Source organism: Caballeronia catudaia (assembly GCF_001544755.2).
GTDB lineage: Bacteria > Pseudomonadota > Gammaproteobacteria > Burkholderiales > Burkholderiaceae > Caballeronia > Caballeronia catudaia.
This window is the reverse complement of sequence record NZ_FCOF02000007.1, coordinates 132,290-157,282: the sequence shown is the minus strand read 5'-3', so window position 1 is coordinate 157,282 and position 24,993 is coordinate 132,290. Positions and strand designations below refer to the sequence as shown.

Genomic DNA, 24,993 nt, shown 5'->3' with positions numbered 1-24,993 from the left:
GCACAGTTATGCCGAAGCGCACAGACATCAAGAGCATCCTCATCATCGGCGCGGGCCCGATCATCATCGGCCAGGCGTGCGAGTTCGACTATTCGGGCGCGCAAGCCTGTAAAGCGCTGCGCGAGGAAGGCTACAAGGTCATCCTCGTCAACAGCAATCCGGCGACGATCATGACCGACCCGAACACGGCCGACGTCACGTATATCGAGCCGATCTCGTGGGAAGTGGTCGAACGCATCATCGCGAAGGAGCGCCCGGACGCGATCCTGCCGACGATGGGCGGACAGACCGCGCTCAATTGCGCGCTCGATCTCTTCCATCACGGTGTGCTGGAGAAGTACAAGGTCGAGCTGATCGGCGCATCGCCGGAAGCGATCGACAAGGCGGAAGACCGCCAGAAGTTCAAGGACGCGATGACGAAGATCGGCCTCGGTTCGGCCAAGTCGGGCATCGCGCATTCGATGGAAGAAGCGCTCGCCGTTCAGGCGCAGATCGCGGAAGCAACGGGCAGCGGCGGTTATCCGACCGTCATTCGCCCGTCGTTCACGCTGGGCGGCTCGGGCGGTGGCATCGCGTACAACAAGGAAGAGTTCGAAGAGATTTGCCGTCGCGGTCTCGATCTTTCGCCGACACGCGAACTGCTGATCGAGGAATCGCTGCTCGGCTGGAAAGAGTACGAGATGGAAGTCGTCCGCGACAAGAAGGACAACTGCATCATCGTCTGCTCGATCGAAAACCTCGACCCGATGGGCGTGCACACCGGCGATTCGATCACCGTCGCGCCGGCGCAGACGCTCACCGACAAAGAGTATCAAGTGCTGCGTAACGCGTCGCTCGCGGTGCTGCGCGAGATCGGCGTCGATACCGGCGGCTCGAACGTGCAGTTCGCGATCAACCCGAACGACGGCCGCATGGTCGTCATCGAGATGAATCCGCGTGTGTCGCGCTCGTCGGCATTGGCATCGAAGGCGACGGGTTTCCCGATCGCGAAGGTCGCCGCGAAGCTCGCATGCGGCTATACGCTCGACGAACTGAAGAACGAAATTACCGGCGGTCAGACGCCGGCGTCGTTCGAACCGACGATCGACTACGTCGTGACGAAGGTGCCGCGCTTCGCGTTCGAAAAATTCCGCGAGGCCGATTCGCGCCTAACGACGCAGATGAAGTCCGTCGGCGAAGTGATGGCGATGGGCCGCACGTTCCAGGAATCGTTCCAGAAGGCGCTGCGCGGTCTGGAAGTGGGCGTCGACGGTCTCGATGAAAAGACCACGAGCCGCGACGAAGTCATCCGCGAAATTGGCGAGCCGGGTCCGGATCGCATCTGGTATCTCGGCGATGCGTTCCGTCTCGGTTTGACGATGGACGAGATCTTCGAAGAGACATCGATCGATCCGTGGTTTCTCGCGCAGATCGAGCAGATCATCCTGAAGGAAAAGGCGCTCGAAGGCCGCACGCTCGCGAGCCTGACGCGCGACGAACTGCTGTATCTGAAGAAGAGCGGTTTTTCGGATCGCCGTCTCGCGAAGCTGACCGGCTCGAATCAAGCCGATGTGCGCAAGAAGCGCCACGAGCTGAAGGTGCGCCCGGTGTACAAGCGCGTCGACACGTGCGCGGCCGAGTTCGCGACGAAGACCGCGTACATGTACTCGACGTACGAAGAAGAGTGCGAAGCGAATCCTACGACCAAAAAGAAAATCATGGTGCTCGGCGGCGGGCCGAACCGGATCGGACAGGGCATCGAGTTCGACTATTGCTGCGTGCACGCCGCGCTCGCGATGCGCGAGGACGGCTATGAAACCATCATGGTCAACTGCAACCCGGAAACCGTGTCGACCGACTACGACACGTCGGACCGGCTGTACTTCGAATCGCTGACGCTGGAAGACGTGCTCGAAATCGTCGATCTGGAAAAGCCGGTCGGCGTGATCGTGCAGTACGGCGGCCAGACGCCGCTCAAGCTCGCGCTCGACCTGGAGGCGAACGGCGTGCCGATCATCGGCACGTCGCCGGACATGATCGACGCCGCCGAAGACCGCGAGCGTTTTCAGAAGCTGCTGAAGGATCTGGATCTGCGTCAGCCGCCGAACCGCACCGCGCGCGCCGAAGACGAAGCGCTGAAGCTCGCGGAAGAAATCGGCTATCCGCTGGTCGTGCGTCCGTCGTACGTGCTGGGCGGCCGCGCGATGGAAATCGTCCACGAACCGCGCGACCTCGAACGCTACATGCGCGAGGCCGTGAAGGTGTCGAACGATTCGCCGGTGCTGCTCGACCGTTTCCTGAACGACGCGATCGAATGCGATGTGGACTGCATCTCCGATGGCGACGATGTCTTCATCGGCGGCGTGATGGAGCACATCGAGCAGGCGGGCGTGCACTCGGGCGACTCGGCGTGCTCGCTGCCGCCGTACTCGCTGTCGCAGGCAACCGTCGACGAGCTGAAGCGACAAACTGCCGCAATGGCGAAGGCGCTGAACGTCGTCGGTCTGATGAACGTGCAGTTCGCGATCCAGCAAGTCCCGCAGAATGACGGCTCGAAGAACGACATCATCTACGTGCTGGAAGTGAATCCGCGCGCATCGCGCACGGTGCCGTATGTGTCGAAGGCGACGAGCCTGCCGCTCGCGAAGATCGCGGCGCGTGCGATGGTCGGTCAAAAGCTGAAGCAACAAGGCATCACGAAGGAAGTGATTCCGCCGTACTTCAGCGTGAAGGAAGCGGTGTTCCCGTTCGTCAAATTCCCGGCGGTCGATCCGGTGCTCGGGCCGGAAATGCGCTCGACCGGCGAAGTGATGGGCGTGGGCCGCACGTTCGGCGAAGCGCTCTTCAAGTCGCAACTGGCGGCGGGCTCGCGCTTGCCGGAATCGGGCACGGTGCTCCTGACCGTAATGGACGCCGACAAGCCGAAGGCCGTCGAAGTCGCGCAGATGCTGCACGAGCTCGGCTATCCGATCGTCGCGACGAAGGGCACGGCAGCGGCGATCGCGGCGGCGGGTGTGCCTGTGAAGGTCGTCAACAAGGTGAAAGACGGCCGGCCGCACATCGTCGACATGATCAAGAACGGCGAAATCGCGCTGGTCTTCACGACCGTCGACGAAACGCGCGCGGCAATCGCCGATTCGCGCTCGATCCGCATGAGCGCGCAGGCCAACAAGGTCACGTACTATACGACGATGTCCGGCGCGCGCGCGGCGGTCGAAGGGCTGCGGTATCTCCGGGATTTGGAAGTCTATGATTTACAAGGCTTGCATGCTCGCCTAAACTAAGGCTTCGATTACTGGTTCAAGCAACACGAGCCGCGGTTAAGCGGCGTCTCCTTTACCGGGAGATGCGCTTAACCGCGGTAATTTTTTTGACGAAATTGTTTGTGAGTGGTTTATGAGCACGATTCCTTTGACGAAGCGCGGCGCGGAGTTGCTGCGCGACGAATTGCAACGCCTGAAGGCCGTGGAGCGTCCGGCGGTCATCACTGCGATCGCGGAGGCGCGCGCCCAAGGCGATTTGTCCGAAAACGCGGAATACGATGCCGCGAAAGAAAAGCAGGGTTTCATCGAGGGCCGCATCGCGGAAATCGAGTCGAAGCTGGCCGCTGCCCAAGTGATCGACCCGACGCAGGTTGAGGCCGAAGGCCGCGTCGTGTTCGGCGCAACGGTGGAACTCGAAGATCTGGAGTCGGGCAATACGGTGACGTATCAGATCGTCGGCGATGACGAAGCGAACATCGACCACGGTCTTATTTCGGTGAGTTCGCCGATCGCGCGTGCGCTCATCGCGAAGTCGGAAGGCGACGTGGCGTCGGTGCAGGCACCGAGCGGCGCACGCGAATACGAAATTATCGCGGTTCGCTACGTCTGATGGAGCACCGGCTCTTTCGCACTGTCAGCATGGTCTGGGTCGGCAGCTTGCTGACCCTCGGCCTCATTGGCGCGCCGGTTCTCTTTTCGATGCTCGACCGCACCACGGCGGGCTCGGTGGCGGCACAGTTCTTCCGGATCGAGGCGATCATCGGCGTGATCAGCGCGCTCGTGCTGATCCTCATCGGCAATCGCTTCGTGAAAAGCGGCATCGTCGATTACAAACGCGTGCGCTGGATCGTCGCGGCGATGCTCGTCTGCGTGCTGATCGGATATTTTGCGCTTCAGCCGTTCATGAACTCGCTGCGCATGGCGGCGCAGGAGGCGGGCACCGATCTCGCGAGCTCGCCGTATGCGAGGGAGTTCGGCATTCTGCACGGCATATCGACCGCGATCTATCTGATCGAATGTCTGTTCGGCATTGCGCTGGTGTGGCGCCTGCCGGGCGCGGCGCCAACCAAGATCGTGCCGAAGAGCAAATCGGCCAAGGTGGCGGCGAAACGGGCGCGAAGCTGATTTCTTGCTTGTAGTTGGACGGCGCGCGAGTTCCATTGAGAACGCACGCGCCGTTGGCTTATTTCACGGCCTGGTGCTGGCGCTTTGCGCTCGACTGACGCTTCTTTGCGCGCTTCACGTTCCCGCCAGCCGTCACACGCTCGTTGCCGAGCACTTTCAGCGTCTGCTTCTTGGGCTTCTTGAAGGCGGGCGCATCGCGCGTGATCTTTACCGCCTTGACGGTGCGCGGCGCGCGGCCCTTGGCCGGACGGTCATCGGCGGCTTCGCCCGCGCTCGGCGGCATGGTGCTGCGGGTGCGCGTGGTGCGGCTCTTCGGCGCGGCGCCCTCGGGTCTCCAGATCACCAGCAGCTTGCCGATATGCTGGATGGGCGCCGCGTTCAGGCGATCGCAGATTTCGTCATAGATTTCGACGCGCGCCTCGCGTTCGTCGCCGAACACGCGGACTTTGATGAGTTGATGCGCTTCCAGGTGGACGTTGATCTCTTTCAGCACGGCATCGGTCAGACCCTCCGCGCCGACGAGCACGACGGGCTTGAGCGCATGGGCCTGGGAGCGCAAATCGGAACGCTCGGCGGGGGAGAGATTAATAGCTGGCATGAGAAATTCGGGACTCGACTAAAATGTGGGCGGCATGAAATGAGCGCGGCGTGCTCGCGAGGCGGTTTGAACACGCTCGAACGCGAAACGCACGGTTCGCGCCAGATTCATGGCGCATGGGTCGACCGCGCCGCCGCCCATCAGAAACAGAACTGGCCGGATGCCGGGTTTCGACGCGCGCAAGCGCCCGATGACCGGTCCGGCCGACAAGACGCGTATTATCCGCTAAAAGCATCACGCGATGCAGCAAAATACGCACCGGGCGCGCCAGGAGCGCGTCAATTGAGCTTAGTTGAATGGCAAAGAACCGTTTCAATCAATCGTGGTTGCACGACCACATCAACGATCCCTACGTGAAGATGGCGCAGCGCGAAGGCTACCGCGCGCGCGCCGCTTACAAGCTGAAGGAGATCGACGAGCAGGACAAGCTTATCAAGCCGGGGCAGGTGATCGTCGATCTCGGCTCGACGCCCGGCAGCTGGAGCCAGTACGTGCGCAACAAACTTGCGCGGGGCGCGAAGCGCAACACGGAGCGGGAGGGCGGCATCGACGGCACGATCATCGCGCTGGACATTCTGCCGATGGAACCAATCGCGGACGTCGACTTCATCCTGGGCGACTTCCGCGAGGACGACGTGCTCGCGCAGCTCGACGAAATTGTCGGCGAGCGGCAGGTGGACCTTGTAATTTCGGACATGGCCCCCAACCTCTCAGGCGTAGCGAGTGCGGATGCCGCGCGTATCGAGCATCTTTGCGATCTGGCGCTGGAGTTCGCGCAGAACCATCTGAAACCGGAGGGAGCGCTGCTGGTCAAATGTTTTCACGGAAGCGGTTATAGCCAGATCGTGGAGAAGTTCAAGCACCAGTTCAAAGTGGTAGCGCCGCGCAAGCCCAAGGCGTCTCGCGACAAATCGTCGGAGACTTTCATCCTCGGGCGGGGACTCAAGCGGCCGAACTGAATGCCCGCTTAAGCGATTCGGCGAGAATCGGCGATATTTTCGCGGATTATGCCGAAAAAGACCCGTCCGCTGCTATTTGTGCGGTAGGTAAACCTTATGGCAGGGGTTAGCGGTCTGGATTAGAATGCTTTGGTGGCGTCGCAAGGTTTATGTAGGCGCCCGTCTATGAGTGAGGAGTGGTGCTTTGAACAACAATATGTTCTCTAAAGCGGCAGTGTGGCTCGTGATCGCACTGGTGCTGTTTACGGTGTTCAAGCAGTTCGACAAGCCCCGCGTCCAGGAAGGTGTGTCGTATTCGCAGTTCATGGACGACGCGAAGAACGGCAAGGTTAAGAATGTCACCGTTCAGGGCCGCAATCTCACGGTCACTCCGAACGACGGCCAGAAATACCAGATCGTGTCGCCCGGCGACATCTGGATGGTCGGCGATCTGATGAAATACGGCGTTCAGGTCAGCGGCAAAGCTGACGATGAACCGAATGCGCTCGTCTCCGCGCTGTACTACCTCGGACCGACGATCCTGATCATCGGCTTCTGGTTCTACATGATGAGGCAGATGCAGGGGGGCGGCAAAGGCGGGGCGTTCTCGTTCGGGAAGTCGCGCGCGCGGCTGATCGACGAAAACAACAACGCAATCAATTTCACCGACGTCGCGGGCTGCGACGAAGCCAAGGAAGAAGTGTCGGAACTGGTCGACTTCCTGCGTGATCCGCAGAAGTTCCAGAAGCTGGGCGGACGCATTCCGCGCGGCGTGCTGCTGGTCGGCCCTCCGGGTACCGGCAAGACGCTGCTGGCGCGCGCCATCGCCGGTGAGGCGAAAGTGCCGTTCTTCAGCATTTCGGGTTCGGATTTCGTGGAAATGTTCGTCGGCGTGGGCGCGGCGCGTGTCCGCGACATGTTCGAGCAGGCGAAGAAGCACGCTCCGTGTATCGTGTTCATCGACGAAATCGACGCGGTCGGCCGTCATCGCGGCGCCGGCATGGGCGGCGGCAACGACGAGCGCGAGCAGACGCTGAACCAGATGCTCGTCGAGATGGACGGCTTCGAGGCGAATTCCGGCGTCATCGTGATTGCGGCAACGAACCGTTCGGACGTGCTCGACAAGGCGCTGCTGCGTCCGGGCCGTTTCGACCGTCAGGTGTATGTCGGTCTGCCAGACATCCGCGGCCGCGAGCACATCATGAAGGTGCACCTGCGCAAGGTGCCGATCGCGAACGACGTGGACGCATCGGTCATCGCGCGCGGCACGCCGGGCTTCTCCGGCGCGGATCTCGCGAACCTCGTCAACGAGGCAGCGCTGTTCGCGGCACGTCGCGGCAAGCGCATCGTCGAGATGCAGGATTTCGAGGACGCGAAGGACAAGATTTTCATGGGTCCGGAGCGCAAGTCGGCGGTGATGCGCGAGGAAGAGCGTCGCAACACGGCGTACCACGAATCAGGCCACGCGGTGGTGGCGAAGCTGCTCCCGCATGCCGATCCGGTGCACAAGGTCACGATCATGCCGCGCGGCTGGGCGCTGGGCGTCACGTGGCAGTTGCCGGAGCATGACCGCGTGAACCTCTATCGCGACAAAATGCTCGAGGAAATTGCGATCCTGTTCGGCGGCCGCGCAGCCGAGGAAGTGTTCCTGAACTCCATGTCGACCGGTGCTTCGAACGACTTCGAGCGCGCGACCAAGATGGCGCGCGACATGGTGACCCGCTACGGCATGTCCGATGTGCTCGGCACGATGGTCTACGTCGATACCGAAGAAAACGGCATGTTCGGCAAGATGGGCGCGAAGTCGGTGTCGGAAGCGACGCAGCAGAAGGTCGACGCCGAAATCCGCCGCATACTCGACGAGCAGTACGCGCTCGCCCGCAAGCTGCTGGAAGACAGCCGCGACAAGGTCGAGGCGATGACCAAGGCGCTGCTCGAATGGGAAACCATCGATGCGGACCAGATCAGCGACATCATGGCGGATCGTCCGCCGCGTCCGCCGAAGAACATGCCGCCTCCGTCGGGCGATACGCCTCCGGGCGGCAGCAGCGGCACCGAGGTCAAGCCGGGCAACGCGCCCGCTACGGCCTGAGTTGCCTGCGTCCGTTCATGGGCCGGTGTGCAAAGCACGCCGGCCCATTTTCCATTTACGGCCCGCGTTTTAATGAGATGCTGAAGGTCGCGCTCGCCAGCGCCGGATTTGCTTCGAACCCGACCCGCATCAGACATTTCTCCGCCGCTCCGCGAATTCCTTCCTGCGTACGACTCGTTTGATCACTCCGACCTCACCCCCGTCTTCAGCAGCGCCGCTCCATTGCGGGCGCTTCACGCTGACCTTCGAACGCCCGCTCGTCATGGGCATTCTCAACGTCACGCCTGATTCGTTCTCGGACGGCGGGCGCTTCATTTCGCGCGACGCCGCTCTTGTACGTGCCGAGCAGATGATCGCCGACGGCGCCGACATGGTCGATATCGGCGGCGAATCCACGCGTCCCGGCGCACCGCCCGTCCCGCTCGAAGAAGAACTCGCGCGCGTCGTGCCGATCGTCGAGGCTTTGCGTAACGTCCAGGTGCCGCTTTCCGTCGATACGTACAAGCCGGCGGTGATGCACGCTGTCCTCGATGCCGGCGCGGACATGATCAACGACATCTGGGGCTTTCGTCGGGAAGGCGCGCTCGATGCCGTGAAGGACCGCAACTGCGGCCTGTGTGTGATGCACATGCTCGGCGAGCCGCGCACGATGCAACTGCATGAGCCGATGTACGCGAATGTCGTCGCCGACATACGCGCGTTCTTCGCGGAGCGCGTCGCCGCGGTCACGCAGGCCGGTATCTCCGCCGCGCGCGTCAGTCTCGACCCGGGCTATGGTTTTGGAAAGACGGTCGAGCATAATTACCAATTGCTCGCGCATCTCGCCGCGACCCAGCCCGCGGGGGCGAATTTCCCGTTGCTCGCGGGGATGTCGCGCAAATCCATGCTCGGCGCCATCACCGGACGCAATGCTGGGGAGCGGCTCGCGGCGAGCGTCGCCGCCGCCGTCTGCGCGGCGGAACGTGGCGCGGCGATCCTCCGCGTGCATGATGTCGCCGAAACGGTCGATGCGCTGAAGGTCTGGCAAGCCACAAAACAAGCAGACGTTAATAGGCATCATTGAGCCTTGGCGCCATTAGGGATGCTCCCGGTGCAGGCGCGCGCGCCAATATAAATGATCAACACTATGCCGCGGGTCGATACCCGCAGCCGTATGTCCCGCGAGGAGGGCAAGCGATAATGGCACGTCAATATTTTGGAACGGATGGCATCCGTGGGCGCGTGGGCGTCGCGCCGATCACGCCAGACTTCGTACTCAGGCTCGGATACGCCGCGGGCAAGGTGCTCGCGGGCGCGGATCGCGCGCTGCAGAAAAAGGGCAACCGCCCGACGGTGCTCATCGGCAAGGACACGCGGGTGTCGGGCTACATGCTGGAAGCGGCGCTGGAGTCGGGTTTCTCGGCGGCGGGCGTCGACGTGATGCTGGCCGGCCCGATGCCGACGCCGGGCGTCGCCTACTTGACGCGCGCGCTGCGCCTGTCGGCGGGCGTGGTGATCAGCGCGTCGCACAATCCGTACAACGACAACGGCATCAAATTCTTCTCGGCCGACGGCAACAAGCTGCCCGACGAAGTCGAGCTCGAAATCGAGCGCCAGCTCGAGCAGCCGATGGAATGCGCCCCGTCCGAACGCCTTGGCAAGGCGCGGCGCCTGGACGATGCGGGCGGCCGCTACATCGAGTTCTGCAAGAGCACGTTTCCCGCGAACTTCGACCTGCGCGGGCTGAAGCTCGTGATCGACTGCGCGCACGGCGCCGCGTACGACGTCGCGCCGCATGTGTTTCATGAGCTAGGCGCGGAAGTCGTGTCGATCGGCGTGTCGCCGAACGGCTTCAACATCAACGACGGCGTCGGCGCGACCGCGCCCGATGCGCTCGTGCGCGCCGTGCTCGAACACGAGGCAGACATCGGCATTGCGCTGGACGGCGACGCGGACCGCCTGCAGATCGTCGATTCGACGGGCCGCCTCTATAACGGCGACGAGCTGCTCTACGTGCTGGTGAAGGATCGTATTGCGACCGACGGCAAGGTGGATGGCGCGGTCGGCACGCTGATGACCAACATGGCCGTCGAAGTGGCGTTGAAAGAGGTGGGCGTGCGGTTCGTGCGCGCGGCAGTCGGCGATCGCTACGTGCTCGAAAAGCTGCGCGAAAATGGCTGGCAACTGGGCGCGGAGGGCTCCGGCCACATCCTGTCGCTCGACCGTCATTCGACCGGCGACGGCATCGTCTCGGCGCTTCTGGTGCTTGCGGCGATCCAGCGCAGCGGCAAGTCGCTCGCCGAACTGCTCGAAGGCGTGAGCCTTTTCCCGCAGAAGCTGATCAATGTGCGCATGAACGCGGGCGCCGACTGGAAAGCCAGCGACGCGATTCGCCGCGCCGTAGAGCAAGCCGAGCGTTCCCTCCAATCGCACGGCCGGGTCTTGATTCGCGCGTCGGGAACTGAACCGGTCCTGCGCGTGATGGTGGAAGCGTCGGCGCAACAGGATGCGGTTCGGTACGCAGAAACGATTGCGCAGGTCGTAAAGGATGCGACTTCGTAGGCGTTTACCGAATTTCATCAGTACTGCGCGAAAAGCGGGCTTCGGCCCGCTTTTTTTATTGGCATCGAGCGATTGACAGATCGGGCGGCTTCAAACTTTCAGCACGCAAGAAAACTGACATGTTTGCTTCACGATTAGTCATATTACTGTCACGGACACCTCCTATATTTCGCGGTGTCGTCTCACACTCACGCGACGCACGCTCACAACCCTGGAGGTTAAGAATGAAATTGATGCAAACCGCGCTGGCCGGCCTGATTGGTGCAGTGTTCGCCATCTCCGCGCAAGCAGCCGATATCACCGGCGCGGGGAGTACCTTCGCAGCCCCGATCTACACCAAGTGGGCTGATGCCTACCAGAAAAGCGGCGGCGGCAAGGTCAACTACCAAGGCATCGGCTCGTCGGGCGGTATCAAGCAGATCATCGCGAAGACCGTGGATTTCGCGGGCTCCGACGCTCCGCTGAAAGACGACGAACTCTCGAAGGACGGCCTGTTCCAGTTCCCGACGGTGGTCGGCGGCGTGGTGCCGGTCATCAACGTGCCGGGTGTGAAGGCGGGTGAAGTGACGCTGTCGGGCCAGGTGCTCGGCGACATTTACCTCGGCAAGATCAAGAAGTGGAACGACCCGGCGATCGCCGCGCTGAATCCGAAGGTCAAGCTGCCGGACACGGACATCGCCGTGGTGCGCCGCGCTGACGGCTCGGGCACGAGCTTCATCTGGACGAACTACCTGTCGAAGGTGAACACGGAGTGGAAGTCGAAGGTCGGCGAAGGCTCGACCGTGAACTGGCCGACGGGCACGGGCGGCAAGGGCAACGACGGCGTCGCGGCATTCGTGCAGCGTCTGCCGGGCGCGATCGGCTACGTGGAGTGGGCGTACGCGAAGCAGAACAAGATGACCTACGTCGGCATGAAGAACTCGGCTGGCACGGTCGTCGAGCCGAAGACCGACACATTCAAGGCCGCCGCAGCGGGCGCGGACTGGTCGAAGTCGTTCTATCAGATCCTGACGAACGAGCCGGGCCAGAACGCATGGCCGATCGTCGGCGCGACCTTCGTCCTGCTGCACGCGACGCAAGAAAAGCCGCAGCAAGGCACGGAAACGCTGAAGTTCTTCGACTGGGCGTTCAAGAACGGCAACCAGGCTGCGAACGATCTCGACTACATCTCGCTGCCGGATTCGGTCGTTGCCGAAATCAAGACGCAATGGAAGGCGAAGGTGAAGGACGCAGCGGGCAAGTCGGTTGCTGAATAAGCGCAAAGAGCAGTCGTTTGAAACTGTCCTAAGCTTTTGATTCGAAAGACAGCAACGCAGCAAAAGAAAGCCGCGCGGCGAGCCAGGGGCCGCCGCGCGGTCTGACACGTAGCGAACCCAAGGCTCCCATGTCGGACATCAATCTCTCGTCGGCGGTGCCGGCAGCGCATACCCAGCGCGCGCCAAGCCGTATCGGCGACATCATTTTCGGCGGCGTGACGCGGCTGGCGGCCGTCATCACGCTGCTTCTGCTTGGCGGCATCATCGTTTCGCTGCTCGTCGCGTCGATGCCCACCATCCAGAAATTCGGGCTCTCGTTCCTGTGGCGCGCGGAGTGGGATCCACCCAGCGAAAGCTTCGGCGCGCTCGTGCCGATCTACGGCACCATCGCGACCTCGATCATCGCGCTCATCATCGCGGTGCCGGTGAGCTTCGGCATCGCGCTCTTTCTGACGGAGCTGTCGCCCGCCTGGCTGCGCCGTCCGCTCGGCGTTGCGATCGAGCTGCTCGCGGCGATTCCGTCGATCGTGTACGGCATGTGGGGCCTGCTCGTGTTCGCGCCGATCTTCGCCGAATACTTCGAGAAGCCGCTCGGCAAGCTGCTCGGCAACGTGCCCGTCATCGGCATGTTTTTCCAGGGCCCGCCGATCGGCATCGGCATCCTGTGCGCCGGCGTGATTCTCGCGATCATGATCATTCCGTACATCGCGTCCGTGATGCGCGACGTGTTCGAAGTCACGCCCGTGCTGCTGAAGGAATCGGCGTACGGCATCGGCTGCACGACGTGGGAAGTGATATGGAAGATCGTGCTGCCCTATACGCGCGCCGGTGTGATCGGCGGCGTCATGCTCGGCCTCGGTCGCGCGCTCGGCGAAACGATGGCGGTCACCTTCGTCATCGGCAACACGAACCTGCTGGACAACGTCTCGCTGTTCTCGCCCGGCAACAGCATCACGTCGGCGCTCGCGAACGAATTTGCGGAAGCGAGTCCGGGCCTGCATACGTCGGCGCTGATGGAACTCGGTCTCATTCTCTTCGTGATCACGTTCTTCGTGCTCGCGATTTCGAAGATCATGCTGATTCGCATGGAACGCGGGGAGGGCAGTAAATAATGAGCCGTCCCGCTGCCTTCAATCAGGATCCGGATCGCGTGCAGGCCACGCGCCGGAAGCTGCAAAGCCGCCGCCGCGGCACCAATGCAATCGCGCTCACGCTTTCGCTCGCCGCGATGGCCTTCGGCCTTCTCTGGCTCGTATGGATTCTCTACACGACGCTGAAGCTCGGCATCGGCGGTCTGTCGGTCGATCTGTTCACGCAGTCGACGCCGCCGCCGAACACAGATGGCGGCGGTCTCGCCAACGCGATCGTCGGCTCTTTGATGCTCGTCGTGCTCGCGACGTTCGTCGGCACGCCGCTCGGCATTCTCGCGGGCGTGTATCTCGCCGAATACGGCCAGAAGCGCTGGCTCGCCAATATCACGCGCTTCATCAACGACATTCTGCTGTCGGCGCCTTCGATCGTCGTCGGTCTGTTCGTGTATGCGCTGGTCGTCTCGAAGATGGGCCGCTTTTCGGGCTGGGCCGGCGTGATCGCGCTGGCGCTGCTGCAGATTCCGATCGTGATCCGTACGACCGAAAACATGCTGAAGCTCGTGCCGAATGCGCTGCGTGAAGCCGCGTTCGCGCTCGGCACGCCGAAGTGGAAGATGGTGATGTCGATCACGCTGAAGGCGTCGATCGGGGGCATCGTGACGGGTGTGTTGCTGGCGGTCGCACGGATCGCCGGCGAAACCGCGCCGCTTCTGTTCACGGCGCTGTCGAATCAATTTTTCTCGTGGAACCTCGATCAGCCGGTGGCAAATCTTCCGGTGACGATCTACAAGTTCGCGATGAGTCCGTTCCCGCAGTGGCAATCGCTCGCGTGGGCCGGTGTGTTCCTGATTACGCTCGGCGTGCTGGGTCTGAATATCCTGGCGCGCGCGATCTTCTCGAAGAAATAAGGGCTGAGTGATTCCATGAATACGGTCGATAGTGGTGTCAAGCACCTGAATTCGAAGACTGCCGATGACAAGCCGGTCGAACGCGGCCCGGTTCCGGGAAGCGTGCGCCCGACGCACAGCTCGCAGCCGGCGGATTCCATCAAGCCGAAGATCGAGGTGAAGAACCTCAACTTCTTCTACAACAAGTATCACGCGCTGAAGAACATCAACCTGCGCATTCCGGAGAAGAAGGTCACGGCCTTCATCGGTCCTTCGGGTTGTGGCAAGTCGACGCTTCTGCGCACCTTCAACAAGATGTACGCGCTTTATCCGGAGCAGCGCGGGGAAGGCGAAATCCTGATGGATGGCGTCAACCTGCTCGACACCACGAAGGACATTTCGCTGCTGCGCGCGCGCGTCGGCATGGTGTTCCAGAAGCCGACGCCGTTCCCGATGTCGATCTACGACAACATCGCGTTCGGCGTGAAGATGTTCGAGCAGCTGTCGCGCTCGGAAATGGACGACCGCGTCGAATGGGCGCTCACGAAAGCCGCGCTCTGGACGGAAGTGAAGGACAAGCTGCAGCAGAGCGGCTACGGTCTGTCGGGCGGCCAGCAGCAGCGTCTGTGCATTGCGCGCGGCATCGCGATCCGTCCGGAAGTGCTGTTGCTCGACGAGCCGTGCTCGGCGCTCGACCCCATTTCGACGGGCCGCATCGAAGAGTTGATCGCCGAATTGAAGAGCGATTACACCGTCGTGATCGTCACGCATAACATGCAGCAGGCGGCGCGCTGTTCGGACTACACTGCCTATATGTACCTCGGTGAATTGATTGAGTTCGGCGATACCGAAAAGATCTTCATCAAGCCGGCCCGCAAGGAAACGGAAGACTACATTACGGGCCGCTTCGGCTGATTCGGCTGATTTGTCAGCCAGGTGAAACAGAAAGGCTTAAGGAGCAAATATGTCCGATAAACATCTTTCGAGCCAGTTCGACGCCGACCTCAACGCGGTGTCGTCGAAAGTGCTGGAAATGGGCGGTCTGGTCGAGTCGCAGATCATCTCCGCGATGCAGGCGTTGAACGAGTTCGACATCGACACCGCAGATCAGGTGATCGCGGCCGAAGTGCGGTTGAACACGATGGAAGTCGAGATCGACGAGGAGTGCAGCAACATCATCGCGCGCCGTCAGCCGGCCGCCCGTGATCTGCGTCTGCTCATGGCGATCTCGAAGACGATCACGAACCTCGAACGCGCCGGCGACGAAGCGGAGAAGATCGCGAAGCGCGTGAAGCGCATCAACGAAGACGGCGCGGGCCGCACGGTAAACATCGCCGAGATCAAGCTTTCGGGCGAGATGGCGGTGTCGATCCTGCGCCGCGCGCTCGATGCGTTCGCGCGTCTCGACACGGTCGCCGCAGCGCAGATCGTGCGCGACGACAAGGCCATCGACGATGAATTCCGCGCCTTCGTGCGCAAGCTCGTGACGTACATGATGGAAGATCCGCGCACCATTTCGGCGGGCCTCGACTATCTGTTCATCGCGAAGGCGGTGGAGCGCATCGGCGATCACGCGAAGAATATCGCCGAATTCATCATCTACATCGTGAAGGGCACGGACGTGCGTCACATCTCGCGCGACCAGCTCGAGCGCGAGGCGCTGAGTTGATTTCAACTGATTTCGGCCGAGCGCAATCGTTTTAACTTCAAGCAAAAGGTCAAGAGGTGCCGATGCCCAGCAGTATCCTCGTCGTCGAAGACGAACCCGCGATCTCCGAACTGATTTCGGTGAATCTTCAGCATGCGGGACATTGCCCCATTCGCGCGTATAACGCCGAGCAGGCGCAAAACCTGATCAGCGACGTGTTGCCCGATCTCGTGCTGCTCGACTGGATGTTGCCGGGCAAGTCGGGCATCGCGTTCGCGCGCGAGCTGCGCAACAACGAGCGCACGAAGCATATCCCGATCATCATGCTGACGGCGCGCGGCGACGAGCAGGACAAGGTGCTCGGCCTCGAGATCGGCGCGGACGATTACGTCACGAAGCCTTTTTCGCCGAAGGAACTGATGGCGCGCATCAAGGCGGTTCTGCGCCGCCGCGCGCCGCAACTGACGGAAGACGTGGTCGCGATCAACGGCCTGCGCCTCGACCCGGCGACGCATCGCGTGGCGGCGAGTCATTCGGGCAATGACATCAAGCTCGATCTCGGTCCGACCGAATTCCGTCTGCTGCATTTTTTCATGACGCATCCGGAGCGCGTGCATAGCCGCACGCAATTGCTGGATCAGGTGTGGGGCGATCACGTGTTCGTCGAGGAGCGCACGGTCGATGTGCATATCAAGCGCCTGCGCGCCGCGCTCAAGCCGGCGGGTTGCGATGCTATGATCGAAACGGTGCGCGGCAGTGGATATCGGCTTGCAAAGAGCGCCTGAGTTCTGTTTTCAACGTTATCCGCTTTAATTTGCCGCATCAACGTCACTCAGACTCACCGACAACATGAACATCATCTGGACGCGCGCCATCGTGTCCCTTGCGCTGCTCGCCGCGCTGTGCGCGGCGATCGGCGCATTCGCGGGCGTGCGCGTGGCGCTCGCTTTCGCGGTGCTCATGCTCGTCGTGCAGGGCTTCTTCGTCACGTATCACATGCAGCGCCTGTGGCGTCTGCTCGAAGCGCCGGTCTACGGCGAGGTGCCGAGCGCGCTCGGCATCTGGGGCGAAATCTATTACCGTCTGCACAAGCTCGCGAAGCGCTGGCACGCGCAGGTGCGTCAGGTCGAGCAGCAGCATGCGCGCTTCATTCAGGCGATCCAGGCCTCGCCAAACGGCGTCGCGATGCTCGACGATCACGATCAGATCGAGTGGTGCAACGACATCGCGGAGAAGCATTTCGGGCTGGACGCGAAGCGCGACTTGCGTCAGCACATCACGCATCTCGTCCGCAACCCGGATTTCGTCCGTTACCTGAACGCGCACCACTATGAAGAGATGCTCGTGATGCGCGGCATGGGCGTGCATCGCAAGTACACGGTGTCGGTGCAGGTGTTTCCGTACGGCGAGAATCGCAAGCTCGTTCTTACGCAGGACATCACCGAGCTGGAGCGCACGGATTCGATGCGTCGCGATTTCGTCGCCAATGTCTCGCATGAGTTGAAGACGCCGCTCACGGTGCTTTCCGGCTTTCTCGAAACGATGCGTGAGTTGCCGCTCGATGAAATCGACCGCATGCGATATCTCGACATGATGGAGCAGCAGGCGTCGCGCATGCAGAACATCGTGCGCGATCTGCTCGTGCTTGCGAATCTCGAGGGCGATATGCGTCCTCCGGGCGATGAGCTGCTCGACATGCGCGCGGTGATGCGTCATCTCGAAGACGATGCCAATAGTCTTTCTAGCGGGCGGCATCGGATTTCATTTCATAGCGACGATGCGTTGACCGTCGCGGGCGCGGAGACGGAGGTGATGAGCGCGCTTGGCAATCTCGTCACGAATGCGGTGCGTTATACGCCGGACGGCGGGGCGATCGAAGTTTCATGGCAGCGCATGAAGGATCGTGCGGTGTTCACGGTGCGGGATAGTGGGCTGGGGATTCCTGCGGAGCATATTCCGCGGTTGACGGAGCGGTTTTATCGCGTCGATCGGAGTCGGTCGAGGGATACCGGTGGAACGGGGTTGGGTTTGGCCATCGTCAAGCATGTGTTGCAGCGGCATAGTGCCGAGCTTGATGTCAAGAGTGAAGTTGGGAGGGGGAGCACGTTCATCGTGAGATTTCCCGCTTCGCGGACGGCTTTGAGGAAATCGTTGGCTGCTTGAATCGGTTTTTGCTTTTTGTTCTTTCGCTTTCGGTTTCGGTTGATCCCAACGAAAGAAAAAACAAAAGCTCAGCTAGAGAAAAAAATCAAGAACAAAACTTCGCCAACAACCCCAACTGCGCATTGCGAATAGCCTTCCCCGGCCGCCGCTTCCGATAATGCCCATCGCTCTGCATGACCCAGGCCGACTGATTATCCCCAAGACAAACCGACAACCCTTCGGCAATAACGCGCCGCTTTAAGCGCCGATCGCGAATCGGAAACGCCACCTCCACACGGCGGAAGAAGTTCCGATCCATCCAGTCGGCGCTAGAAAGAAACACATCCTCCTTGCCATTCGCATAGAAATAGAAAATCCGATGATGCTCGAGGAACCGCCCGACGATCGACCGAACTGTGATGTTCTCCGAAAGATCTTCGACACCAGGCTTCAGCGAGCACACCCCCCGCACGATCAAATCGATCTTCACGCCCGCATGCGAAGCCTCATAAAGCGCCGCGATGACAGTAGGCTCCAGCAAGGCATTCATCTTCGCGACGATCCGCGCCCGCCGTCCCGCACGTGCATGCTCGGCTTCGGCACGTATGGCATCGATCAGCTTCGCGTGCAGCGTGAACGGCGATTGCCATAGCTGATTCAAAGGAATCTCGCCCCCGATTCCAGTGAGCTGCTGAAAGACGTGATGCACGTCCTCGCACATTTCCTGATCCGCGGTCAGCAAGCCGAAGTCGGTATAAAGGCGCGCCGTACGTGGATGATAGTTGCCCGTGCCCAGATGCGCATAACGCTTCAGCACGAGCTTGCCGCCCTGCGATACGCGCCGAACGATCAGCATCATCTTCGCGTGACACTTATGGCCGACGACGCCATACACCACATGCGCGCCCACCGCTTCTAGCTGCGACGCCCAGTTGATGTTCGTTTCCTCATCGAAGCGCGCGAGCAGCTCCACCACGACCGTCACTTCCTTGCCGTTGCGCGCGGCCTGCATGAGCGCGTCCATCAGCGGCGAATCGGTGCCCGTGCGATAGATCGTCTGCTTGATCGCGACGACCTGCGGGTCCTTTGCCGCCTGAAGCAGCAGTTCCAGCACCGGCTGAAAACTCTCGTACGGATGATGCAACAGGATATCGCCCTGATCGATCGCATCGAAAAGGTTCGACGTATTCGCGATCGCCTTCGGCACCGACGGAATATGTGGCACGAACTTGAGGTCCGGCCGATCAACCATCTCGGGCAACTGCATCAGGCGCACGAGATTCACTGGCCCGTCCACGCGATACACATCGCGCTCGCTCAGCTGGCCCTCATCGAGGAGACGGCGCACGAGATGCGGCGGCGTTTCCGCCGACACTTCGAGACGCACCGCATTGCCCAGATGACGCGCAGGCAATTCGCCCTGCAGCGCGACGCGCAGATTGGTGATCTCGTCTTCATCGACGAAAAGCTCACTGTTGCGTGTGATGCGGAACTGGTTGCAACTGCGCATGATGAGATTCGGGAACAGTTCGTTCACGAAGTGCTGCATGAAGGAACTCAGCAGCACGAAGCCATGCGGATAACCCGACAGCGCTTCGGGCATGCGCACAAGGCGCGGCAGCGCGCGCGGCGCCTGCACGATGCCCATCATCGCCTGGCGGCCGAAGGCGTCGGTGCCTTCGAGCTCGACGACGAAGTTCAGACTCTTGTTCAGCACGCGCGGAAAGGGATGCGCGGGATCGAGCCCGATCGGCGTGAGCACCGGCAAAAGCTCGTTATAGAAATAGTCGCGCGCCCACGCGGTCTGCTGCCCGGTCCAGTCTTCCGCGCCGTGAAAGTAGATGCCTTCCATTTCGAGCGCGGGCAGCACGATGTCGTGCAGCATCGAATATTGCTGGCGCACGAGGCGCTGCGCCCGCTCGGAGACGAGGTCGTAGACGTGTTGCAGCGACATGCCGTCCGGCGACAACGAACCGGGATTGTCGCGCATCTGCTCCTGCAGACCCGCCATACGGACTTCGAAGAATTCGTCGAGGTTGCTGCTCGTGATGCAGATGAATCGCAGGCGTTCCAACAAAGGAACCGTCGTATCGGCGGCTTGCGCGAGAACGCGCTCGTTGAAACCCAGTATGCCCAGTTCGCGATTGAATAACGGATAGCGTATGGACATCGGCGGGCGGGAAGGCGTCTCGAGCAGATGGGCAAGAAAACTCTCGGATGATCTCACAGTATGATGTGCTTTTTATGACAAAACGATTTTCACAAATTCTACTCACTATGAGGATAGCGTCGCTAGCGCGAACGCGCGATTCCTCCTGTGAGCGGCCTGCTCACGAGTTCGAACGGGCGCGCGCCGCATCGGCATAGAATAGAATTCGTGCGCTGCAACAGCGCCGCTGTGACAGTGCCATTCCCACTTCACGATTTCCGGATCTCTCCGATGGTCACACATCCCCATCTTCTTGCCGCGGTCGACCTCGGATCGAACAGCTTCCGACTGATCGTCGGCCGGGTCGAGGAAACGCCCGCCGGCAGCCAGATCTATCAGGTCGACGCGCTGCGCGAGCCCGTGCGGCTCGGCGGCGGACTGTCGAAGGACAAGATGCTCGACCGCGCATCGCAGGTGCGCGGCTGGGATGCGCTCAAGCGCTTCGGCGAACGTCTGCGCGATTTTCATCCCGATCAGGTGCGCGCCGTCGCCACGAATACGCTGCGGGTCGCGAAGAACGCGCACGACTTTCTCGTCGAGGCGGAAGCCGCGCTCGGCTTTCCGATCGAAGTCATCGCGGGGCGCGAGGAAGCGCGCCTCATCTACGCGGGCGCCGCGCATTCGGTGCCGGCGAGCGCGGGCAAGCGGCTCGTCGTGGATATCGGCGGCGGCTCGACGGAGTTCATCATCGGCTCCCATTACACGCCCATTCACATGGAGAGCCTCTATATCGGCTGCGTGAGCCACAGCCTCCAGTTTTTCCCGGCGGGCAATGTCGACGAATACACGATGCGTCAGGCCGAGCTCGCCGCCAAGCGTGAAATCCAGATCATCTCGCGCGAATACAAGCAGACGGGCTGGGATCAGGCGATCGGCTCATCGGGCACGGCGCGCGCGCTCGCGGAACTGATCGAGGCGAACGGCTTCAACGATCCCGATGTCACGCATGGCATTTCGCGCGTCGGTCTCGAGCGGCTCAAGCGCGCGCTCATCAAGGCCGAGAACGTGAACCGCCTGAAGCTCGTCGCGCTCAAGCCCGATCGCGTGCCGGTGCTCGCGGGCGGCTTGTCGATCATGCTCGGCGTGTTCGAGGAACTGGGCGTCGAATACGCCGATACCACCGACGCCGCCTTGCGTCTCGGCGTGCTGTACGACCTGCTCGGGCGCTCGCAGCATCAGGACATGCGCACGGTGACGGTCGAAGGCTTCAAGCGCCGCTATGGCGTGGACTCCGCGCAAGCCGAGCGCATCGGCGAACTGGCGATCAGCTTCTACGATCAGCTCGGCGAGCCCGATGAAGACCTGCGCGAAGAAAACCGCATGTTTCTCGCCTGGGCGGCGTCATTGCACGAGATCGGCTTGTCGATCGCGCATAGCGCCTATCACAAACACTCCGCATATATCGCGAGCAACGCCGACATGCCCGGCTTCTCGCGCACCGATCAGGCACGGCTCGCGGCGCTCGTGCTCGGGCACGCGGGCAAGCTCGGCAAGATCGCGCAGGCACGCGACATCGACTGGACGCTGCTTTTTTGCCTGCGGCTCGCGGCGCTCCTGTCGCGCCGGCGCACGGATGTCGGGCTGCCGGGCATCGAGGTCAAAAGGGCGGGCAGCGGCTTCGACGTGCATCTGCCGAGCGAGTGGGTGACGAACAATCCGCTCACCGATTACAGCCTCGTTCAGGAAGCGATGGAATGGGAGAAGATCGGGCGGCCGTATCGCGTGGTTTATACGGACGATTGACGCCGCAAGAGAAAAGGCCCCTTGGGGCCTTTTTCGCATCCGAGAGAATCATCGGCCCTGCATATCGCCGATGAAGTGACGCGCGTAGCGCGCGTTGATCTCCGAGAGACGGAAGAGCGTGAGGAAGTCGGCGGTGTTGAAGTCCGGGTCCCACGCGGGCGCGCCGCAAATCTTCGCACCCAGGCGCAGATAGCCCTTCACGAGCGGCGGCGGGCTCACGTTCGCGCCGGTGCCCAGTTCCTCGACCGGCAGCGGCGTGTGCGCAAAGGCGCGGTATTCGGGCGCCGTCAGCGCATCGGCGGGAAGCGACGTGTAGAGATTCGCGGCATAGTGCCCGCCGTCGATCATGCCGACGCTTGCGCAGCCGAGCATCGTTTCGTAGCCGTTTTGCATCATGTACGCGGCGAGGCCGCCCCACAGCGACATGATCACTGCGCCGTTGCGATAGTCCGGATGCACGCACGAACGGCCCACTTCGACGAGCTTTGGCCGCAGATGCGTGAGGCGCGACACGTCGAACTCGCTCTCCGCGTAGAGGCGGCCGATGCGCGCGGCCTGATGCGGCGGCAGCACGCGATACGTGCCGACCACCTGCAGCGTATCGAGATCGCGCACGAGCAGGTGATCGCAGTAGGCGTCGAAGGCATCGACATCGAGGCCGGCGGGACCGGAAAGGCGCGCGCCCATTTCTTCGGAGAAAACGCGAAAGCGCAGGCGCTGGGCGTCGCGCAGGGCGTCGTCGTCGCGAGCCCACGCGACTTGCAGGCGCTCGCGGCCCGTATGCGTTTCGGACGTGCGCGGAAGGTGGCGGCGCGAATCGAGCGAGAGCGATGACGCTCCGGGTTGCAGGAAAGGCGTCGGCAAATCTTGCATTGGCGTTCCTCGACAGGACAAGTCTGTGGCTTCAAGTCCTCGCCAATGTAGTAATGCGCGATGACGCTCGCATGGCATCGCAATGACGTTTCGATGAAACGACACGCGCCTGACGGCGAGCTTGCGACACCCGGCCGGCGCTAGAGCAGGTCCGGATTGACCACGGCGCGCAGCACGACCTGGCCGTCGCCGCCGCGCGTGCGCCCCTGAAACCACCAGATGCCCGATTTTTTGATCGGCCATTCCGCTTCGTGGCCGGTCATCAGCAGCGCGGCGACGTGGCCGAGCGTCGGCTGATGCCCGATCACGACGACCGTTTCCGCGATGCCATCGGGCCAGCCCGCCGCCTCGAGCACGGACTGGGCACCGTTGCCCGGCGCGAGCTCGTCGGCGACGCGATAGCGGTCACCGAAGGCCTCGGCGGTCTGGATCGTGCGCGTCGCGGGGCTGGCGAGCAACACGGCGTCGTCGCCGATGCGCGCTTTCAGCCATTTGGCGATGCCTTGGGCCTGCTTGCGGCCACGCGGCGTGAGCTGCCGCGCGAGATCGCTCGACGCCTGGTCTTCGGCTTCGGCGTGGCGCCACAGAATGAGGTTCATCGAGGTCGTCTCCTGGTGATGAGGTTCACTTGGCTTCACGCAGAAAGATATATGCCTGAGGCCGGCATTGCGGACGCGCAGCAGGCACGTTACAATCCGTGGCTCGACGGAGCGTAGCGCAGCCTGGTAGCGCATCTGATTTGGGATCAGAGGGTCGAAGGTTCGAATCCTTTCGCTCCGACCACGATACACGAAGGGGTTACAAGTTACGGCTTGTAACCCCTTTGTCTTTTCGACGCCCGTCCGGGAGTTTCATGCCGCGTATCGTTTCCGCCTTCCTCTGCACCGTATTCATCGCGCTCGGCGTGACGGCCTGCGCCGAGCCTGCTCATCCAAAGCATGCACCGCAAGATCCGCCGGACTACAAAGGCGTGCCGACTGACATGACGCCGCCCTCGATGCTCGCGCCATCTGCCAAGCCGCAATAGCCTTCCAGGAAAAGCGAAGCCCCGATGCGGGCACATCGGGGCTTCTGACCCGCACCACCGTTCGCGCGGAGATCAGGCACGGGCTGATGCCAGTCTGAGGGAATCCGCCGCGTGTGGTTGTATGCGGTTGTTTCGAGGCGTAACGCGCAAAGCGCGACCCGCCGCACGTTTCCGAAGAGTTCGTTTGGGCGGAACATTGTCAGGGCAGGTATTATCAGGCGGACTTGTTTCAATTTGTGTCTGCCATGAACCTGCTCTGGGTATTTGCCGCCTTCGCGCCGCTCGCCTTGGCATCGCTCGTTGCGTTCGCCGCACATATCGATCCGCTGTCGGGACACTGGCGCACGCCGCGCCCGAAAGACCGCAAGGACGAAACCGCCGACGCCTGACGGCGCTCATCGAATGGGTCCGGCAGGCGTCACTGCTTGCAGCGGATCACCATCGAACGAGTCTTGATGTTCGCCCCGAAAATTCCGCCGACGGAGCCGCCCGCCGTCGCGCCGTTGTCGGCATCTTTCGAAACCACGTCATAGCCATACGCGCCGCACGTTTCGCCTGCCTGCTTGTAGCAGGCGGCCCAACTGGTGCTTGCATCCGCGCCGCTGCAGTTGATCGCAAAGCCCGTCTCGCCCGAAGGCAGATAGGTCATCGTCGGGCCGCTCGCGCAACCGGCGAGCGCGCCGGTCAGCGCCAGAGTCGCGCCGAGCGCGGCGGTGTTCATCCTCTTCGTCAATCTCATCGATCTTCCTCGTAACGTCCGCCCGCTGCTTAGCGGGGCGGCAGGTAGCGCGCCGGGTCCGTCGAGCGGCCCATGTAGCGCACCTCGAAATGCAGCATCGTGCGATTGCTGTCGGTATCGCCCATTTCGGCGATTTGCTGTCCTTGCTGCACGGTCTGGCCTTCCTTCACCAGGAGCGCGCGATTGTGGGCGTAGGCGGTCAGATAGTCGTCGTCGTGCTTGACGATCAGCATATTGCCGTAGCCGCGCAAGCCATTGCCCGCGTAGACGACATTGCCGGTCGCCGCGGCGACGACGGGCGTGCCCGCCGCGTTGGCGATATCGATGCCCTTCGAGTTCTTGCCGTCGAAGGCGCGAATGACGCTGCCCTGCGCCGGCCACACGAGCGTGACGCCCGGTCCGGCCTTGTTCTGCGACAGCGCCTGCGCGCTGGAATCGCTCTTCGCGCTCGCGGCGCCCGAAGCCGATGAATCGGCCGCGGTCGCGCTGCCCGCCGGCGGCGCGATGCGCAGCACCTGGCCGACCTCGATGGCATCGGGATTCGTGAGCCCGTTCCAGCGTTTGAGGTTGGCCACCGTCGTGCGGTTCTCACGCGCGATCTTCGACACCGTATCGCCGCGCTCCACGCGATAAAACCCCGGCGCGACCGGCCCCGTTCCGCAAGCGGCCAACACTGCGATGAGCGATGCGCAGACGAGCCGTCTCATTCGTTTTTGCAAACCTGACCTCGCAAAGCAACGCCGCGAGCCGTGTGCATAACGGCCGCGCGGCGAATCGAAAGGCAGGATTTTACCGTCTCGGGTTTCCCCGGACAGAATGGCGCCGTGCGCGGGCGCCGCGCG

General features: G+C 62.2%; 24 protein-coding genes and 1 tRNA gene. 19 read left to right on the top strand and 6 right to left on the bottom strand.

Annotated elements, in window-relative coordinates; translation table 11 throughout:
* Positions 1-8 precede the first annotated feature (8 nt).
* From carB to AWB75_RS10215, 3 genes are all read left to right on the top strand, one after another.
* Positions 9-3,263, top strand: a complete 3,255-nt coding sequence (gene carB / locus AWB75_RS10225; RefSeq protein WP_061123968.1) for a carbamoyl-phosphate synthase large subunit — start codon at positions 9-11, stop codon at positions 3,261-3,263.
* Positions 3,264-3,375: 112 nt separating this feature from the next.
* Positions 3,376-3,852, top strand: coding sequence for a transcription elongation factor GreA (gene greA / locus AWB75_RS10220; protein ID WP_061123967.1), 477 nt, complete (start codon positions 3,376-3,378; stop codon positions 3,850-3,852).
* Positions 3,852-4,367 (top strand): DUF4149 domain-containing protein, encoded by a 516-nt coding sequence (locus AWB75_RS10215; RefSeq protein WP_061123966.1) that lies wholly within the window; start codon positions 3,852-3,854, stop codon positions 4,365-4,367. Before greA ends, AWB75_RS10215 begins: the two co-directional genes overlap by 1 nt.
* Positions 4,368-4,425: 58 nt before the next feature.
* On the opposite strand, the gene AWB75_RS10210 is transcribed toward AWB75_RS10215, so the two are convergent.
* Positions 4,426-4,965 carry a YhbY family RNA-binding protein gene (locus AWB75_RS10210; RefSeq protein ID WP_061123965.1) on the bottom strand — a complete coding sequence of 180 codons (540 nt, stop codon included), beginning with the start codon at positions 4,963-4,965 and terminating at the stop codon, positions 4,426-4,428.
* A 66-nt stretch (positions 4,966-5,031) separates the two neighbouring features.
* Here AWB75_RS10210 and AWB75_RS38435 point away from each other — a divergent pair, with 66 nt between their 5' ends.
* From AWB75_RS38435 to phoR, 12 genes are all read left to right on the top strand, one after another.
* Positions 5,032-5,322: a hypothetical protein gene (locus AWB75_RS38435; protein ID WP_235012053.1), complete on the top strand. Its 291-nt coding sequence runs from the start codon at positions 5,032-5,034 to the stop codon at positions 5,320-5,322.
* Positions 5,262-5,924, top strand: a complete 663-nt coding sequence (locus AWB75_RS10200; RefSeq protein ID WP_061123963.1) for an RlmE family RNA methyltransferase — start codon at positions 5,262-5,264, stop codon at positions 5,922-5,924. The genes AWB75_RS38435 and AWB75_RS10200 overlap by 61 nt, the downstream gene beginning before the upstream one ends.
* Before the next feature lie 184 nt (positions 5,925-6,108).
* The gene (gene ftsH, locus AWB75_RS10195; protein WP_061123962.1) at positions 6,109-7,995 is read left to right on the top strand and encodes an ATP-dependent zinc metalloprotease FtsH; all 1,887 of its coding nucleotides are present in this window, start codon (positions 6,109-6,111) and stop codon (positions 7,993-7,995) included.
* Between the two features lie 262 nt (positions 7,996-8,257).
* On the top strand, positions 8,258-9,058 hold the full coding sequence (gene folP / locus AWB75_RS10190; protein WP_061123961.1) for a dihydropteroate synthase: 801 nt from the start codon (positions 8,258-8,260) through the stop codon (positions 9,056-9,058).
* A gap of 116 nt (positions 9,059-9,174) precedes the next feature.
* Positions 9,175-10,536 (top strand): phosphoglucosamine mutase, encoded by a 1,362-nt coding sequence (gene glmM / locus AWB75_RS10185; RefSeq protein WP_061123960.1) that lies wholly within the window; start codon positions 9,175-9,177, stop codon positions 10,534-10,536.
* A 224-nt stretch (positions 10,537-10,760) separates the two neighbouring features.
* On the top strand, positions 10,761-11,792 hold the full coding sequence (gene pstS, locus AWB75_RS10175; RefSeq protein WP_061123959.1) for a phosphate ABC transporter substrate-binding protein PstS: 1,032 nt from the start codon (positions 10,761-10,763) through the stop codon (positions 11,790-11,792).
* A 128-nt stretch (positions 11,793-11,920) separates the two neighbouring features.
* The gene (pstC, locus tag AWB75_RS10170; protein ID WP_061123958.1) at positions 11,921-12,904 is read left to right on the top strand and encodes a phosphate ABC transporter permease PstC; all 984 of its coding nucleotides are present in this window, start codon (positions 11,921-11,923) and stop codon (positions 12,902-12,904) included.
* Positions 12,904-13,791, top strand: coding sequence for a phosphate ABC transporter permease PstA (gene pstA / locus AWB75_RS10165; RefSeq protein WP_061123957.1), 888 nt, complete (start codon positions 12,904-12,906; stop codon positions 13,789-13,791). Before pstC ends, pstA begins: the two co-directional genes overlap by 1 nt.
* Positions 13,792-13,806: 15 nt before the next feature.
* Positions 13,807-14,685: a phosphate ABC transporter ATP-binding protein PstB gene (gene pstB, locus AWB75_RS10160; protein WP_061123956.1), complete on the top strand. Its 879-nt coding sequence runs from the start codon at positions 13,807-13,809 to the stop codon at positions 14,683-14,685.
* 49 nt (positions 14,686-14,734) lie between these two features.
* Positions 14,735-15,439 (top strand): phosphate signaling complex protein PhoU, encoded by a 705-nt coding sequence (phoU, locus tag AWB75_RS10155; protein WP_061123955.1) that lies wholly within the window; start codon positions 14,735-14,737, stop codon positions 15,437-15,439.
* A gap of 62 nt (positions 15,440-15,501) precedes the next feature.
* Positions 15,502-16,203: a phosphate regulon transcriptional regulator PhoB gene (gene phoB, locus AWB75_RS10150; RefSeq protein WP_008342029.1), complete on the top strand. Its 702-nt coding sequence runs from the start codon at positions 15,502-15,504 to the stop codon at positions 16,201-16,203.
* A 64-nt stretch (positions 16,204-16,267) separates the two neighbouring features.
* Positions 16,268-17,581: a phosphate regulon sensor histidine kinase PhoR gene (gene phoR / locus AWB75_RS10145; protein ID WP_061123954.1), complete on the top strand. Its 1,314-nt coding sequence runs from the start codon at positions 16,268-16,270 to the stop codon at positions 17,579-17,581.
* Between the two features lie 85 nt (positions 17,582-17,666).
* Here the strand turns inward: phoR and ppk1 are convergent, their stop codons facing one another.
* Entirely contained in the window at positions 17,667-19,730 is a 2,064-nt protein-coding gene (gene ppk1, locus AWB75_RS10140) for a polyphosphate kinase 1 (RefSeq protein ID WP_061123953.1), read from the bottom strand.
* A 270-nt stretch (positions 19,731-20,000) separates the two neighbouring features.
* On the opposite strand from ppk1, the gene ppx reads away from it, so the two are divergent.
* Positions 20,001-21,512: an exopolyphosphatase gene (gene ppx / locus AWB75_RS10135; RefSeq protein ID WP_061123952.1), complete on the top strand. Its 1,512-nt coding sequence runs from the start codon at positions 20,001-20,003 to the stop codon at positions 21,510-21,512.
* Between the two features lie 48 nt (positions 21,513-21,560).
* On the opposite strand, the gene AWB75_RS10130 is transcribed toward ppx, so the two are convergent.
* Positions 21,561-22,385 (bottom strand): GNAT family N-acetyltransferase, encoded by an 825-nt coding sequence (locus AWB75_RS10130; RefSeq protein WP_061123951.1) that lies wholly within the window; start codon positions 22,383-22,385, stop codon positions 21,561-21,563.
* A gap of 140 nt (positions 22,386-22,525) precedes the next feature.
* Complete coding sequence (locus AWB75_RS10125; RefSeq protein ID WP_061123950.1) at positions 22,526-22,984, bottom strand: SixA phosphatase family protein; 459 nt, start codon at positions 22,982-22,984, stop codon at positions 22,526-22,528.
* 107 nt (positions 22,985-23,091) lie between these two features.
* Here AWB75_RS10125 and AWB75_RS10120 point away from each other — a divergent pair.
* The 3 genes from AWB75_RS10120 to AWB75_RS38075 all read left to right on the top strand — a co-directional run bounded on the left by AWB75_RS10120 (position 23,092) and on the right by AWB75_RS38075 (position 23,801).
* Positions 23,092-23,168 (top strand) — tRNA-Pro (locus AWB75_RS10120).
* 70 nt (positions 23,169-23,238) lie between these two features.
* On the top strand, positions 23,239-23,412 hold the full coding sequence (locus AWB75_RS37675) for a hypothetical protein (protein WP_159462777.1): 174 nt from the start codon (positions 23,239-23,241) through the stop codon (positions 23,410-23,412).
* A gap of 245 nt (positions 23,413-23,657) precedes the next feature.
* Positions 23,658-23,801, top strand: coding sequence for a hypothetical protein (locus AWB75_RS38075; RefSeq protein ID WP_200822958.1), 144 nt, complete (start codon positions 23,658-23,660; stop codon positions 23,799-23,801).
* A gap of 29 nt (positions 23,802-23,830) precedes the next feature.
* Here AWB75_RS38075 and AWB75_RS10115 read toward each other — a convergent pair whose 3' ends face one another.
* On the bottom strand, positions 23,831-24,151 hold the full coding sequence (locus tag AWB75_RS10115) for a hypothetical protein (protein ID WP_061123949.1): 321 nt from the start codon (positions 24,149-24,151) through the stop codon (positions 23,831-23,833).
* Positions 24,152-24,180: 29 nt separating this feature from the next.
* On the bottom strand, positions 24,181-24,870 hold the full coding sequence (locus tag AWB75_RS10110; protein ID WP_087086565.1) for a peptidoglycan DD-metalloendopeptidase family protein: 690 nt from the start codon (positions 24,868-24,870) through the stop codon (positions 24,181-24,183).
* Positions 24,871-24,993: the final 123 nt, after the last annotated feature.